The following is a 14932-nucleotide window of genomic DNA, read 5'->3' as shown; positions in this document are numbered from 1 at the left end:
AGACCCATGGCCCTGCCCAAATCGTTCGACCCCGCCACCCGCGAAGCGGAACTCTACCGGATGTGGGAAGAGTCCGGCGCGTTCAAGGCCGGCGCGGGCAAGCGCCGGGACGAGACATTCACCATCATGCTGCCGCCACCGAACGTCACGGGCGTGTTGCACGTGGGCCATGCGTTCAACCACACGCTGATGGACATTCTGACCCGTTGGAAACGGATGCAGGGCTACGATACGCTCTGGCAGCCCGGTCTGGACCACGCGGGCATCGCCACACAGCTGGTCGTGGAAAAGGACATGGCCGCCAAGGGCGAGACCCGCAAACGCTCGGAAATGGACCGTGAAGAGTTTCTGGCAAAGGTCTGGGACTGGAAAAAATCATCCGGGGGCACGATCGAGGATCAGGCCCGTCGGCTGGGCGACAGCATGGACTGGTCACGCTCTGCCTTTACCATGTCGGGAGCACCCAACGCGCCTGCGGGCGAAAAGGACGGCAATTTCCACGATGCCGTGCTCAAGGTGTTCGTCGAGATGTACGACAAGGGCCTGATCTACCGCGGCAAGCGGCTGGTGAACTGGGACCCGCATTTCGAAACCGCGATTTCCGACCTCGAGGTCGAGAACATCGAGGTCGACGGCCACATGTGGCATTTCAAATACCCGCTGGCCGGGGGCGAGACCTACACCTACGTGGAAAAGGACGAGGACGGGAACGTGCTCTTCGAGGAAGAGCGCGACTATATCTCGATCGCGACCACCCGGCCCGAAACCATGCTGGGCGACGGTGCCGTGGCCGTGCACAAGGACGACGCACGCTATGCGCCCATCGTCGGCAAGCTGTGCGAAATCCCGGTGGGACCCAAAGAGTCCCGCCGCCTGATCCCGATCATCACTGACCCCTACCCGGACATGAATTTCGGTTCTGGTGCGGTGAAAATCACCGGGGCGCATGACTTCAACGACTACGAGGTCGCCAAACGCGGCGGCATCCCGATGTATGCGCTGATGGACACGCGTGGCGCGATGCGGGCCGATGGCAAACCCTACGCCGAAGAGGCCGCGACCGCGCAGGCCATCGCAAACGGCGAACAGACATTTGACGAGGCGATGATCGCCGCGATGAACCTCGTGCCAGAGGACTATCGTGGTCTCGACCGGTTCGAGGCGCGCAAGCGCGTCGTGGACGACATCACCGCAGAAGGTCTGGCCGTGATGGTCGCGCCCAATGATCCGCGTCTGGGTGCTGCTGCCGAAAAACTGGTCGCACCCGAAGAAGGCGGCGAGGACCGGCTGGACCAACTGGTGCCACTGGTCGAGCCGAAAAAGATCATGCAGCCCTTTGGCGACCGGTCCAAGGTCGTGATCGAACCGATGCTCACCGACCAATGGTTCGTGGACACCGCCCAGATCGTCCAGCCCGCGCTGGACGCGGTCAAGGACGGCCGCACGACGATCATCCCGGACTCGGGCCGCAAGGTGTACGATCACTGGCTGGAAAACATCGAGCCGTGGTGCATTTCCCGCCAGCTGTGGTGGGGGCACCAAATCCCGGTGTGGTTCGATGATGATGGCAATCAATTCTGTGCTGCGAGCGAGGCCGAGGCGCGTGCGCAGGCAGGCGACGACCGCACACTCACACGCGATCCCGATGTCCTCGACACATGGTTCTCCTCGGGCCTTTGGCCCTTCGGCACCCTTGGCTGGCCGGATCAGACCGAGGAACTCGACCGCTACTTCCCCGGCGACGTGCTGATTACTGGGCAGGACATCCTGTTTTTCTGGGTCGCCCGCATGATGATGATGTCGCTGGCCGTCATGGACGACGTGCCGTTCCACACGGTCTACCTGCACCAGCTGGTCCGCGACGCCAAAGGCGAAAAGATGTCCAAGACCAAGGGCAACGTCATCGACCCGCTGACCATGGTGGACACCTACGGTGCCGACGCGCTGCGCATGTCCAATGCCGCGATGGCCTCCATCGGTGGTGTGCTGAAAATCAGCGAGGACCGCATCGGCGGCTACGCCAAGTTCGTCAACAAGCTGTGGAACGCCGCGAAGCTGGCGGAAATGAACGGCGCGTTTGACGCACCCGCCGAACGGCCCGCACCCCGCCAGACCGTCAACCGCTGGATCATGGCAGAGGTCGGACAGTTGCGCGCGGACGTGGACGCCGCATTGACCGACTACCGGTTCAACGACGCGGCCAGCGCGCTTTATGCCTTTATCTGGGGCCGGTTCTGCGACTGGTATCTGGAATTTTCCAAACCCCTGCTGATGGACGGCAGCGACGCGGACAAGGCGGAAACGCAGGCGACGCTGGCCTGGACGCTGGACCAGTGTCTGATCCTGCTGCACCCGATCATGCCGTTCGTGACCGAAGAGTTGTGGCAGCAGTCGCGCCCCCGCGACCAGATGCTGGCGCTGACCCCCTGGCCCGAATACACCGACCTGTCCGACGCCGATGCGGTGGCGGAAATGAACTGGGTGATTTCCCTGATCGAAGGCATCCGGTCCGCCCGCGCGCAACTGAACGTGCCCGCCGGTCTGAAAATCCCGGTCCTGCAGATCGAGGCGGACGATGCCGCTAAAACCGCGCAGGCCAACAACATCGCGATGATCATGCGCATGGCACGGGTCGACAGCATCGACACCGCCGACACGCCACCCAAGGGATCGCTGACCGTGGCGACCAAGGGCGCGACCTTTGCCCTGCCGCTGGCGGGTCTGATCGACGTGGCCGCCGAAAAGGCGCGTCTGGGCAAATCGCTGGTCAAGCTGGAAAAGGAAATCAAGGGTCTGGCTGGGCGCGCAAACAATCCCAAATTCGCCGAATCCGCCCCGCCAGAGGTCGTCGCCGAAACCAGGGCCAACCTTGCAGAGCGCGAGGCCGAGGCCGCACAACTGACGACGGCGCTTGATCGTTTGGCGGAACTCGACTGATGACCGACCCACGACTGACACGGCTGGCACAGGGGCTACCCGCCTCTGTGCCGTTTGTGGGGCCTGAACGGCTGGAACGGATGCGCGGTGCACCCTTTGTCGCGCGGCTGGGGGCAAACGAATCCAGCTTTGGGCCCTCGCCGCGTGTCGCAGAGGCGATCCGGGCCGCCGCCGATGAGGCGTGGATGTATCCCGATCCGGACATGCACGCGTTGCGCAACGCGATCGCCGCACACAATGAGGTCGCCCCCGAAAACGTCATGATCGGTGAAGGTATCGACGGATTGCTGGGCAATCTGGTGCGCCTGCTGGTGGCACCGGGCGACAGTGTCGTGACCTCGGCTGGGGCCTATCCGACGTTCAATTACCATGTCACAGGCTTTGGCGGTGTGCTGCACACCGTGCCCTATACCGGCAATTTCGAAGATCCAGAGCGACTGGTTGCCAAGGCCCGCGAAACCGGTGCCAAGCTGATCTACCTCGCCAACCCCGACAACCCGATGGGCAGCCATCACAGCGCGCACATGATGCGCAATCTGGTCACAAATGTACCGGCAGGCTGTCTGCTGATCGTGGACGAGGCCTATATCGAACTGGCACCACAGGGCACGGCGCTGGCCGTCGCCCCCGATGATGCGCGCGTGATCCGCATGCGCACCTTTTCCAAGGGATACGGTTTGGCAGGTCTGCGGGTCGGCTATGCACTGGGCGCGCGCGACCTGATCGCGGCCTTTGACAGGGTGCGCAACCATTTCGGGGTTGGACGCGTGGCACAGGCTGCGGCGCTGGCGGCACTCGGGGATCAGGACTGGCTGGCGCAGATCAACGCGCGTGTCGCGGACAGCCGCGACAAGCTGGCGGCGATCGCGCTCGAAAACGGGCTGGTGCCACTGGCCTCGGCCACCAATTTCGTCGCGATCGACTGCGGGGCTGACGGGACCTTTGCGCGTGCGGTGCTGGATGAACTGGCGACACGCGGTATTTTCGTGCGGATGCCCGGTGTCGCCCCGCTGGATCGCTGCATCCGCGTCACCTGCGGCCCGGATGACCAGATCGACGCCTTCGCAAAAGCGTTACCGGATGCATTGGCTGCGGCGCGTCGTCACGCTTGACCGTAGCACCATCCTGACCGCAGGTTGATACTGCGGACAGGAGAATGACGATGCAGCGCAAGGTTGGACGGGTCCAGGACTACACCAACGCGTTCCTCGGGACGCTTGGCCTGATCCTGTTCATGGCGTTCTGGTGCATCGGTGCGTTGTTCGGTTTTTTCTGGGTGGTCCTGACTGCGGCCTGCCTGGACCAGCTGCGGGTGCGCTTCATCCGCGTCCATGGCTGCGACCGCGACGATCCCCCCTCTGTAAAGTGACTTGCACATGTCCAGGCCCCGTGCTGACTGGATCACAAGGCGTGCAGTCTGCGCGTCACCTTCTGACATGATTGGAAATTGAGATGTCGACACGCATTGGTGCGCTTGCCGGGTTGGTTGTGGGGGCTGGTCTGGGGATCGGCAGCATGATGATCTTGCAGCAGGATTCCATGATGGATCACGGTGCCATGGCGGGGATGGGCGACATGCCGATGACCGGAAACCCCGACCACGATTTCATGGCCGGCATGGTTCCCCATCATCAGGCAGCCGTCGACATGGCAAACGACGTGCTGGCGAACGGCACGGACCCAGAGGTCCGCGCCCTCGCGCAGACCATCTTGCAAAGCCAACAGGCCGAGATCGACGAAATGAACGACTGGCTGGCCGCCAATCCTGTGCAGAATTAGCCGGCGGCGATCACGGCGGCGGCGGCATCCAGCGCCCCCGGCCCGTGGGCCACACCGGTGGCCATCAGGCCCGCCTGAATGGTGCCCAGCGCGCCCATCATCATCTGCGCGTTGATATGGCCCATGTGACCGACGCGGAAATAGGCGCTTTCCGGTTGGCGGCCCAGGCCGATGCCCAGCGTCAGACCGGCGGTATGTTCGCACCAATGGCGCAGCGCATCGGCCTGCCCTTCTGCCATGCACAGCGATGTCACCGCATGACTGCGGTGCGCTGCATCCGACACGTTCAGATGCAGCGGACCCTGCGCGCCCCAAGCCTCGAACGCAGCCCACAGTGCGCGCGCAAGCACCGTATGCCGGGCAAAGACCGCATCCAGCCCCTCGGCCTTGATCAGATCGAGCGCCGCGCGCAACCCGTACAGATGATGGGTCGGTGCCGTGCCGCAGAAATACTGGTAGAATTGCGCAGGCCGCGCCCGTGGCCGCCAGTTCCAATAGGTCGACATCTGTGCAGGCTGACGCGCGTCGGCACGTGCGTTGAACCAGACAAAACTGATGCCCGCAGGCGTCATCAGACCCTTTTGGCAGGCGGCGACCATCACGTCGACGCCCCAGTCGTCCATGCGGAAATCATCGCATCCCAATGAGGCGATGCAGTCGATCATCAGCAAGGCGTCATGCCCGCTGGCCGTCAGGGCCGCCCGCATCGCCGCCACATCGGATTTCACACCGGTCGAGGTATCGACATGACAGGCCAGCACGGCCTTGATCCGACCATCGGTATCCGCGCGCAACCGCGCCTCCAGCCTTGCGGCATCCACCGGGGCCTGCTGTCCGAATTCCAGGATCTCAACCTCCAGCCCCAGTCCCTTGGCCATTTCACCCCAGCCGTGCCCGAACCGGCCGGTAGCGCAGACCAGAACCAGATCGCCCGGCGCACAGATATTGACCAATGCGGCCTCCCATGCCGCGTGGCCATTGCCGATGTAGATCGCCACGTCAGCCGTGGTCCGCGCCACCATCTGCAGATCGGGGATCAGGCTGGCGGTCATGTCGTGCAGCTCGCCTTCGTAGATATTGGGCGAGGCGCGGTGCATCGCCCGCAGAACCGCATCGGGAATGACCGAAGGGCCGGGAATGGCGAGATAGGACCGACCGTGTGACAACGACATGGGAATTGACCTTTGCGGATTGAATTGCGCGAACCCTATGCCTGTCCCGCGCGGCGTCAACACCCCCTGTGCCTTGCCTGACTTGGGGCGGTCGACTAGGTGTCTGTGATGAACACAACACCCGCACCAGTCACCGACACCGCCGCAGGCCAGCCTGCCGCCGACCGGCCCGACATCACACCGATGTTCCGGTGGCTGTGGCGCACCTATCTGCGCCGCCACCGCAAGCTGCTGATCGCCGCCGTCCTGCTGATGTCGATGGAAGGCGCGATGCTGGGCCTTCTGTCCTATCTCATCAAACCGATGTTCGACGACGTGTTCATCGCGGGTCAGACCACGGCGCTGTGGGGCGTGGGCATCGCGATCATGCTGATCTTTGTCGTGCGCGCCGTCACCAGTGCGGGACAAAAGATCCTGATGATGCGCGCCAGCCAACGCGCTGCCGCCGCGATGCGCACCGACCTGCTGGACCATCTGATGACGCTGGACAGTGCCTATCATCAGGTCAACCCGCCGGGTCAGCTGATCGAACGGGTGCAATCCGACGTCACTGTGGTGAACAACAGCTGGGCCGACATCCTGGTGTCCATCGGACGCGACACCGTGACCGTGATCGTGCTGTTCGGCGTGGCCGTTTCGGTCGATCTGCAATGGACGCTTGTGACCCTCGTCGGTGTGCCGTTCCTGGTCCTGCCTGCCCTGCTGGCGCAACGCTACGTGCGCCGCCGGTCGGTTTCCGCGCGCGAGTTGGCAGGCCGCATGGCAACGCGCCTGGACGAGGTGTTCCACGGCATCAACCCGATCAAGCTGAACGCGCTCGAATCCTACCAATCCGTGCGCTACCGCAAGCTGACGGGTGATCGCGCACGCGCTGAAATCAAAGCGACCACGGGTCAGGCTACGGTCCCGGCGCTAGTCGATATCGTCACCGGCATGGGGTTTCTGGCCGTGATGATCTACGGCGGCGGCGAAATCATCGCTGGCACGAAAACCGTGGGCGAATTCATGTCGTTCTTTACTGCGATCGCACTGGTGTTCGACCCGCTGCGCCGGATCGCGAACACATCGGGCAAATGGCAGATTGCGGCGGCCAGCATCGACCGGCTGCGCAGCGTTTTTGACGAACGTCCCACCCTGCTGTCGCCGGCACACCCCAAACCTGCACCGCAGGGCGCACCCGAAATCCGGTTCCGCGATGTCGAAATGCGTTACGGCGACCTGCCCGTTCTGCGGGGGGCCACATTTACGGCCAAGGCTGGCCAGACCACGGCGCTGGTCGGCGCATCCGGCGCAGGCAAGAGTACCGTGTTCAATGTGCTGACCCGTCTGGTCGAACCGAACGGAGGCGAGGTCAGCATCGACGGCACCGCTGTGTCCGACATCGACCTGGGCCAGTTGCGCGCACTGTTTTCGGTCGTGACACAGGATGCCGCCTTGTTTGACGAAAGCCTGCGCGAAAATATCCTGCTCGGCCGCGATGACATCACCGAGGACCGCCTGCGCGAAGTCCTTGACGCAGCCCATGTCACTGATTTTCTGCCGCAGCTGTCGCACGGCCTGGACAGCGCCGCTGGCCCGCGCGGATCGAACCTGTCAGGTGGTCAGCGTCAGCGCGTGGCCATTGCCCGCGCCGTGTTGCGCGACACGCCGATCCTTCTGCTAGACGAGGCAACCAGCGCGCTGGACACCAAATCAGAAGCCGTGGTCCAGCAGGCGTTGGAACGGCTGAGCGTGGGGCGCACGACCTTGGTGATCGCGCACCGCCTGTCCACGATCCAGAATGCCGACAGCATCGTGGTGATGGACCAAGGACGCGTCGCGGATCAGGGCACGCATGACGAACTTCTGGCGCGGGGTGGCATCTATGCCGATCTCTACCGGATGCAATTCAAATCAAAGGCTGCTGAAAACAATGACTGATCGCATCGTTCTGGCGCTGACCGGCACTGACCGCGTTGAATTTCTGCAGGGTCTGGTGACCAACGACGTGACCCGCGCCGACGGCGGGATCGTCTACACGGCCCTGCTGTCGCCGCAGGGTAGGTTTCTGGCCGATTTCTTTGTTCTCGGTCAGCCTGACCGCCTGCTGATCGACGTGGCCGCCAGCCATGCGCAGGGGTTGGGTCAGCGCCTGAACATGTACCGTTTGCGGGCGGACGTGCAGATCGAAACAACGGACCTGATCGTATCGCGCGGGACAGGGGATGCGCCGGACGGGGCGCTGGCTGATCCCCGACACCCTGCCTTGGGCTGGCGCGCCTATGCCACGACAGACGGGTCGGATGCGACCGATTGGGATGCGCTGCGCGTGGCCCATCTCATCCCCGAGACAGGTATCGAACTGACGCCCGAAACCTACATCCTCGAGGCGGGATTCGAACGTCTAAACGGCGTCGATTTTCGCAAGGGTTGTTTCGTCGGACAGGAAATCGTGGCGCGCATGAAACACAAGACGACCCTGCGCAAGGGGCTGGTCCGCGTCACGTTGGACGGTGATGCCGCGGCCGGCACAGCGCTGTCCCAGGATGGCAAGGATGCGGGCGTCTTGCACACGGTGGCGGGCCATCAGGCCATCGCCTACATGCGTTTCGATCGCAGCGACACTGTGTTCGCGGATCAAACGCGGGTTTTCGTCGATTTGGACGCGCAGCCCTGACGACGGTAAGCTTCTGTTAAGACCTCTGCGTCACAACCTCCCCAGATCGGTAACCTGGGGAGGTTGAATGACACACTTGCCGAAACCGCCTTAGGCGCGTTCGACGTATTCCATCAGTTCGGTGTTCACGACGATATCCTCGTCGGTACCCACGAATGGCGGGATCATGACGCGCACGCCATTGTCCAGGATAGCAGGCTTGAAACTGTTTGCAGCGGTCTGACCTTTGACGACCGGCTCGGTCTCGACGACCTTACAGGTGACGCGCAGCGGCAGGGTCACGTTCAGCGCTTCTTCGCCGTAGTATTCGATCTTGACGATCATGCCGTCCTGTAGAAACGGGCGACGGTCGCCCAGGATATCGGCGGGCAGCGCGATCTGATCGTAGGTTTCGCTATCCATGAAGGTCAGCATATCGTCGGATTCGAACAGGAATTGCTGGTCCTTTTGTTCCAGACGCACCTGTTCGACCTTGTCGGCGGACCGGAACCGTTCGTTCAGTTTGCGACCGTCGCGCAGGTTTTTCAGCTCGACTTGCGCAAAGGCACCGCCTTTGCCGGGCTTGACGTGATCGACCTTGACCGCAGCCCACAGGCCGTTTTCGTGGTCCAGCACATTGCCGGGGCGAATTTCATTACCGTTGATTTTTGGCATGGGTCACTTCGTGTCAAAATTGTGGCGAAAACTTGATGATTTCTTAACCGGCTCTATATCTGGCAGGCAGTTGCGCCGCAAGACAACTAGATCGGCTGATTTCGACTGATAGCCATGCATTTCGCGCATGGCAGTCATTCCAAATCAGGCGCCCTCCTGAAGGGTGATTCAGAGCATATAGAGCGTCACCGTAACTGCGATGACCGAAACAAGCGAGAAGGACCACACATGAGAGATTTCGTTGACGGGACCGCATTCAACAACGAGCAAGGCAACCGCGCACGCAAACTGTTTGCAGCAGTTGTACTCGCTGCGCTGGACGATGCAATTGCCGACGACAAGAAATATGGCAACGGACCAGAGCAGATCGCACGCTGGGCCCGCTCTCGTGATGGTCGTGAAGTCTTGTCCTGCGCAGGCATCGACCCCAACGAACGTGTCGTTGCCGGCCTGATGGATTTTGTGGGCAAAGGTGTGCGCACCTCGGTCGCGCTGTCCCGCGAAGAAAGCGAACGCCGCCATGCCGCAGAGCAGGACGCCAAGGCCGCCTGATCCGATTGATTGAATGACATATTTGACGCGGTGCCCTCGGGTGCCGCGTTTTGCGTTTCAGCCCAGGCTCATCAGGCCAAACATCAACGGCGGCGTCACCTCGAGCACCAGCAGCACAGCCAGCAGCGTGCGCATCACGCATCCCGGATGCTGCCGCCACAGCCACAGCGTTGCGGCGACAACTGCCGCAACCTCAACGCCCGCGACGATCCGGCCATGATGCGCGGGATCCCAATAGCTGACAGGACTGATGAATTTCCAGTCTGTCAGGGGCCAGAAATGCGCGCGCGCATCTTCTCGGTGGAACGGGAAATCCAACACCAGATGCAACAGGGCCGCCGCGCACAGCGCCACGACCACCCGGGATTTCAGTGCGATGCCTGCGGCCAGGGCCATGCTCCACAGGATGAAGGAATTATCGATCCTGAAAACGGCCTGCCAGGCGTCCGAATAGTACAGCTCTCCAAAAACGACCTGGCCCGGAATGCGTTGCACCAGCAACGCCCAGCCGGCCAACAGGTACAGCGACAGATCGGGTAACAGCGCCCCCGTGATCGCGGCACCGGTGACACGACGATCCTTTGGGTCGGCAAAGGTAAACAGCCCGAAAACCACGTGCGCTGGCGTGTTCATGTCTTTTCCTGTCGCTGCCCGTCACCTAAGACTACGGCAAAGGAGCCGCGATGACACGTGCGATCATGATCCAGGGGGCCGGGTCCAATGTCGGCAAATCGTTGCTTGTCGCTGGAATTGCGCGGGCAGCGGTGCGCCGCGGTCTCTCTGTCGCACCGTTCAAACCGCAAAACATGTCCAACAACGCAGCCGTCACCGTTGATGGCGGTGAAATTGGGCGGGCGCAGGCGCTTCAGGCGCTGGCTTGTGGGCGCGATCCGGTGGTCGACATGAATCCGGTCCTACTCAAACCCGAAACGGATGTCGGTGCACAGGTCGTGGTGCAGGGCCAGCGCCTGACCACCGTGCGCGCCCGTGACTACGCAGCACTGAAACCGACACTCCTGCCCCGTGTTCTGGACAGCTTTTACAGGCTTGCGCAGTCCTGCGACCTGATCGTCGTCGAAGGCGCAGGCAGCCCGGCCGAGGTCAACCTGCGCGCAGGCGATATTGCCAACATGGGTTTTGCCGCGGCAGCGGATGTGCCGGTCGTTCTGATCGGTGACATCGACCGGGGCGGTGTCATCGCCCAAATGGTGGGCACCCGCGCTGTGCTGGACCCTGCGGATGCCGCCCTGATCAAGGGATTCGCCATCAACAAGTTCCGCGGCGATGTCAGCCTGTTCGATGAGGGCATGATCACCATTGCCGACAGCACAGGATGGGCACCGCTGGGGGTCCTGCCGTGGTTCGCCGATGCCTGGAAATTGCCCGCCGAAGATGTCATGGACATCGCCAGCCGGGGCGGCGGCGATATTCGCATCGTCGTGCCCCGCCTGAATCGCATCGCGAATTTCGACGATCTGGACCCGCTGTCCGCGACACCGGGCGTCAGCGTCGACATCATCCCCGAAGGCCGCCCCCTGCCCCTGGACGCCGATCTGATCATCCTGCCCGGATCGAAATCCACCATCGCGGATCTCGATCATTTCCGCGCACAGGGATGGGATATTGACCTGGCGGCCCATATCCGGCGCGGCGGCCACGTGCTGGGGATCTGCGGTGGCTACCAGATGCTGGGCACCCGTATCAGCGACCCCGATGGTCTCGAAGGGCCTGCACGCAGCGTGCCGGGGCTGGGTCACCTTGATGTGCAGACCACGCTGCACCCCAGCAAAAGGTTGGCACTGTCGCAGGCCAGTTATCTGCCCAGCGGTGACCCCGTATCGGGGTATGAAATCCATCTGGGTGCCACGACGGGGCCAGACACCGACCGGGCTTGGCTGTCACTGGATGGCAGGCCCGAAGGGGCCGCCAGCCCATCGCAACGTGTGCGCGGCTGCTACCTGCACGGATTATTTGCCAAGGACCGGTTTCGCGCGGCCTATCTGTCCGACCTTGGAAAACCCGTGGCAGCTGGTGATTACGGCGGTCAGGTACAGGCCACGCTCGACGCACTCGCCGATCATGTCGAAAATCATCTTGATGTTGATGCAGTCCTTGCGATGGCAGCAGAGGTGCAGCGACCGTCCGATTGATGCTCAGGTCAGGTCAGAACTGGACAGGACACGCTGAATTTCGCGGCGGACCAGTTTGCGCACGTTGCGCGTGATGCGCTCACCCATTGTACCCTGCAATTCCTCGCGCACGATCTGGCGCACGATTTCCTGCAACTGATCGTTCTTGACCGTCAGCCCGCCTTCCAGAAACATATGCAGCGCAGCCTCTGCCTCTGGGTCGCGCTCGTCCGGTGCCTCGATCAGGTCGTCGTTATAGTCTTGATCAACAGCCTCATGGTCTGCCGCGGCACGGTGACGATGATGGCGAAACAGGACCTGTGCTGAATCGTCTTCATCCTCGTCCTGGACACGGTACAGGCGGGCGGCCTCTGACAATGTGGCGGGCCAGGCCTCTGGCCCTTGTGGCACACCCAGCGGGCGATCGGCGCTGTCCAGCTCGATCGCATCCTCGACGGGCACATCGCCACGGAAACCGGCGCTGGACCAACTTTTGTCCAGTTCAGTGCCCGTGCCGTCGTCTTCCCAGTCCTCGGCCTGGTCACTGACGGCCGCCTCAAGTTCCGCGATGGTCGAGAGGAGTGACGCGGGGCCGGACGTGTCCTCGGCCGGTGTCACCGCATGCGATGCCTCCAGCACAAAGGGCGCGTCCGACTCTGCATCCGAGTCGCGTGCGTCTTCTTCGTGATCCACACGCAAGGCGGGGGTCAGAACAAACTTTTCGATTCTCGCGCTTGGGCGCGGTGCCTCACGTTCGGCGGCGTTGTCTTCCGCGACAAGCCTGCGAATGGACGACAGCACATCCTCAATTCTGGCGTTGCTCATCGGTTCGGCCATTCTGCATCCTCAACGTCTGTTCCTGACCCTAGACCGAAGCGTCTTGCCAAACAACAAATGTATCCAGGTTACTGACCGATTGCGCGCAAAACACGGTCCAACGCACGACCCTGCTCGGACAGTGCCGGCGGCGCGTCTTTCACCAGCTCGTAATAGGCGTTGGGATCGTATTGCTGCACCGGAAGACGCAGATGATCCGTGGTCAACAGCCCCATCGCGGACAAAACCGCATAAGAGGCATTTACCTCGGCTTGCTGTGCGGTGATCACGTTGGCACGCGCATCCAGCAGGTCCTGTTCAGCGTTCAGGACGTCCAGTGTCGTGCGGGCCCCCAGTGTCGCTTCTTCGCGGACACCGTCGAACGCCAGACGCGCGGCGCGCACCTGTTCGGCGGTAGATGACAATTGCGACCGTGCGACCTGATAGACCGCATAGGCATTTGCAACCTGCTGACGAATCCCAAGGGTCGTGATGTGCAGGCCGGCACGCGACTGGTCACGCTGCGCCATCGCCTGACGCACCACGGACGCAAGCGCCCCACCCTGATAGATCGGCCCACCAATGCTGAGGCCGACGCTGTTGCCGACGTTCAGATCGGGATCAACGCCGATCTGTGCATCCAGCGTCGCACGCGGGCCATAGGCCGCCTCGGCGCGAGCGATTCCCAGCTCTGCGGCAGACACGCCGAATTGCGCCTGAAGGATGTCGGGATGACTGCGCACTGCAACAGCGACCGCATCGGCCTCGGACTGCGCAACCGGCGCTGGCTGCGCTGTCGTGAGGTTGCCGGGCGCGCGCCCGATGGCCGCAGCGAATTCCGCTTCGGCCTGTTCGCGATCACCGCGCGCGGATTCGAGCAGGGTACGCGCCTCGGCCAGACGCGCCTGGGCCAGTGCGACGTCCGTGCGTGTGACCTCGCCGACCTCGAACCGGTCCTGGGCGGCACCCAGTTCCTGGTTCAGCAGCCGCAGATTGTTTTCACGCAACGAAATAAAGGCATTGGCGGCGATCACGCCCATATAGGCCTGAACACCGCGCAGCAGGACCTGTTGTTCGGCAGACCGCAGCGCCTGCCGCGTGCCCAGCACCAGTTCCTTTTGTGCCGCAATCGCCAGGCGGTTTGCACCACCGTCATACAGTGTCAGCTGGCCGGTCAGGGACAAAGACCCGGTAAAGCGGTCCGCACCCACGGGGCGCGGGCTTTGGGTATTCACCGACGCGGCCCAGTTGATCACGGGCAGCAGGCGAGCGGTCGCCTGTGCGACGTCCTCGTCCGCGGCACGCAAGACAGCACGGTTCTGCGCAAGCAATCCGGAATTCGCGTAGGCATCCGTCAGCGCCTGGCTCAGTGTATCCGCATGGGCCAGTTGACCGATTACCGATACGCACAGCACCGCGGCCCCACGACGCAACGTTTCCAGAATGCTCACAAGGCAAACTCCTTGGGCTTGCGAAAGCCACCCAGGATCGGGGCCCCTGCATTGAAGGCATAGCGCCAGCTGACACGACCATGCGCCTTGATGCCGATCCGCACGGTCCCCAACGCGCCGTCGGCAAAGATCGCCGCGATGCGCCCGCCATCCTTGAGCTGGTCAAGCAGGCTGTCGGGGACGACTTCCACAGCACCGTGGATCATCATCAGGTCATAGGGCGCAGATTTGGCACAGCCATCTTCCAGCGGGTTGACCATGACGGCGGCATTGTCGATCCCGTGGTCCGACAAATTTGTCTGCGCGTCATCCGCCAGATCCGCGTCGGATTCGACGGCCACGACAAAGTCGGCCAGCCGGGCAGCCACGGCAGCGGAATATCCCAGACCACAGCCCAGATCCAACATCACCTCGTGCGGTTGCACGTCGAGGGCATCAAGCATCTTTGCCAAGGTGCGCGGTTCCAGCATCACGCGCTCTGGGGACAGCACCAGGTTCTCGCCCACATAGGCAGCCTCGCGCAGCGATGACGGCACAAACGCCTCGCGCGGGATGGACAGCATTGCGTCGATGATGGGGAATTTGGTCACGTCTGAAGGCCGCACTTGCGTATCGACCATCATCGTGCGGCGTGCTTGAAAATCTGCCACGGTCTGATTTGTCCGTCTGAATTGTTTATCCATCACCAATGCCATAGCTGGCGGTCGCGGGCAACGCATTGATCTGCGTTTGTGAGATAGCGCCGGCACGCGATTGCGCAATCCCCGTTGACCCCGCCCGCGTTCC

At 62.6% G+C, this 14932-nt stretch carries 14 protein-coding genes; 8 read left to right on the top strand and 6 right to left on the bottom strand.

The window, feature by feature from the left end; genetic code table 11:
- Positions 1-6 precede the first annotated feature (6 nt).
- From BMX27_RS11435 to BMX27_RS11420, 4 genes are all read left to right on the top strand, one after another.
- Positions 7-2937, top strand: a complete 2931-nt coding sequence (locus tag BMX27_RS11435; RefSeq protein ID WP_090159942.1) for a valine--tRNA ligase — start codon at positions 7-9, stop codon at positions 2935-2937.
- Positions 2937-4049, top strand: a complete 1113-nt coding sequence (locus BMX27_RS11430) for a pyridoxal phosphate-dependent aminotransferase (protein ID WP_090159941.1) — start codon at positions 2937-2939, stop codon at positions 4047-4049. The genes BMX27_RS11435 and BMX27_RS11430 overlap by 1 nt, the downstream gene beginning before the upstream one ends.
- Positions 4050-4099: 50 nt before the next feature.
- A complete protein-coding gene (locus BMX27_RS11425; RefSeq protein ID WP_090159940.1) occupies positions 4100-4306 on the top strand; it encodes a hypothetical protein in 207 nt (68 codons plus the stop codon).
- 83 nt (positions 4307-4389) lie between these two features.
- The gene (locus BMX27_RS11420; RefSeq protein ID WP_090159939.1) at positions 4390-4716 is read left to right on the top strand and encodes a DUF305 domain-containing protein; all 327 of its coding nucleotides are present in this window, start codon (positions 4390-4392) and stop codon (positions 4714-4716) included.
- On the opposite strand, the gene BMX27_RS11415 is transcribed toward BMX27_RS11420, so the two are convergent.
- Positions 4713-5888, bottom strand: a complete 1176-nt coding sequence (locus BMX27_RS11415; protein WP_090159938.1) for a pyridoxal-phosphate-dependent aminotransferase family protein — start codon at positions 5886-5888, stop codon at positions 4713-4715. The two genes, BMX27_RS11420 and BMX27_RS11415, sit on opposite strands and share 4 nt — an antisense overlap.
- A gap of 108 nt (positions 5889-5996) precedes the next feature.
- On the opposite strand from BMX27_RS11415, the gene BMX27_RS11410 reads away from it, so the two are divergent.
- Positions 5997-7808: an ABC transporter ATP-binding protein gene (locus BMX27_RS11410; RefSeq protein ID WP_371260128.1), complete on the top strand. Its 1812-nt coding sequence runs from the start codon at positions 5997-5999 to the stop codon at positions 7806-7808.
- Positions 7801-8544 carry a CAF17-like 4Fe-4S cluster assembly/insertion protein YgfZ gene (locus BMX27_RS11405; protein WP_090159937.1) on the top strand — a complete coding sequence of 248 codons (744 nt, stop codon included), beginning with the start codon at positions 7801-7803 and terminating at the stop codon, positions 8542-8544. The genes BMX27_RS11410 and BMX27_RS11405 overlap by 8 nt, the downstream gene beginning before the upstream one ends.
- A 90-nt stretch (positions 8545-8634) precedes the next feature.
- On the opposite strand, the gene efp is transcribed toward BMX27_RS11405, so the two are convergent.
- A complete protein-coding gene (gene efp / locus BMX27_RS11400) occupies positions 8635-9198 on the bottom strand; it encodes an elongation factor P (RefSeq protein ID WP_090159936.1) in 564 nt (187 codons plus the stop codon).
- A gap of 228 nt (positions 9199-9426) precedes the next feature.
- Between efp and BMX27_RS11395 the strand changes: the two genes are divergently transcribed.
- Positions 9427-9750, top strand: a complete 324-nt coding sequence (locus BMX27_RS11395) for a DUF6280 family protein (RefSeq protein ID WP_090159935.1) — start codon at positions 9427-9429, stop codon at positions 9748-9750.
- A 57-nt stretch (positions 9751-9807) separates the two neighbouring features.
- Here the strand turns inward: BMX27_RS11395 and BMX27_RS11390 are convergent, their stop codons facing one another.
- Positions 9808-10383, bottom strand: a complete 576-nt coding sequence (locus BMX27_RS11390; RefSeq protein ID WP_090159934.1) for a cobalamin biosynthesis protein CobQ — start codon at positions 10381-10383, stop codon at positions 9808-9810.
- Positions 10384-10433: 50 nt separating this feature from the next.
- Here BMX27_RS11390 and BMX27_RS11385 point away from each other — a divergent pair, with 50 nt between their 5' ends.
- Complete coding sequence (locus tag BMX27_RS11385; protein ID WP_090159933.1) at positions 10434-11900, top strand: cobyric acid synthase; 1467 nt, start codon at positions 10434-10436, stop codon at positions 11898-11900.
- 3 nt (positions 11901-11903) lie between these two features.
- On the opposite strand, the gene BMX27_RS11380 is transcribed toward BMX27_RS11385, so the two are convergent.
- The 3 genes from BMX27_RS11380 to BMX27_RS11370 all read right to left on the bottom strand — a co-directional run bounded on the left by BMX27_RS11380 (position 11904) and on the right by BMX27_RS11370 (position 14796).
- Complete coding sequence (locus BMX27_RS11380) at positions 11904-12716, bottom strand: hypothetical protein (protein ID WP_090159932.1); 813 nt, start codon at positions 12714-12716, stop codon at positions 11904-11906.
- Positions 12717-12784: 68 nt separating this feature from the next.
- Positions 12785-14146, bottom strand: coding sequence for a TolC family outer membrane protein (locus BMX27_RS11375; protein ID WP_371260127.1), 1362 nt, complete (start codon positions 14144-14146; stop codon positions 12785-12787).
- A complete protein-coding gene (locus BMX27_RS11370; RefSeq protein WP_256212481.1) occupies positions 14143-14796 on the bottom strand; it encodes a protein-L-isoaspartate O-methyltransferase family protein in 654 nt (217 codons plus the stop codon). The genes BMX27_RS11375 and BMX27_RS11370 overlap by 4 nt, the downstream gene beginning before the upstream one ends.
- Positions 14797-14932 lie beyond the last annotated feature (136 nt).

It is taken from the genome of Loktanella sp. DSM 29012 (genome assembly GCF_900110705.1).
Classification (GTDB): domain Bacteria; phylum Pseudomonadota; class Alphaproteobacteria; order Rhodobacterales; family Rhodobacteraceae; genus Loktanella; species Loktanella gaetbuli.
The sequence above is the reverse complement of the archived record's forward strand: the minus strand, read 5'-3'. Positions and strand labels throughout refer to the sequence as shown.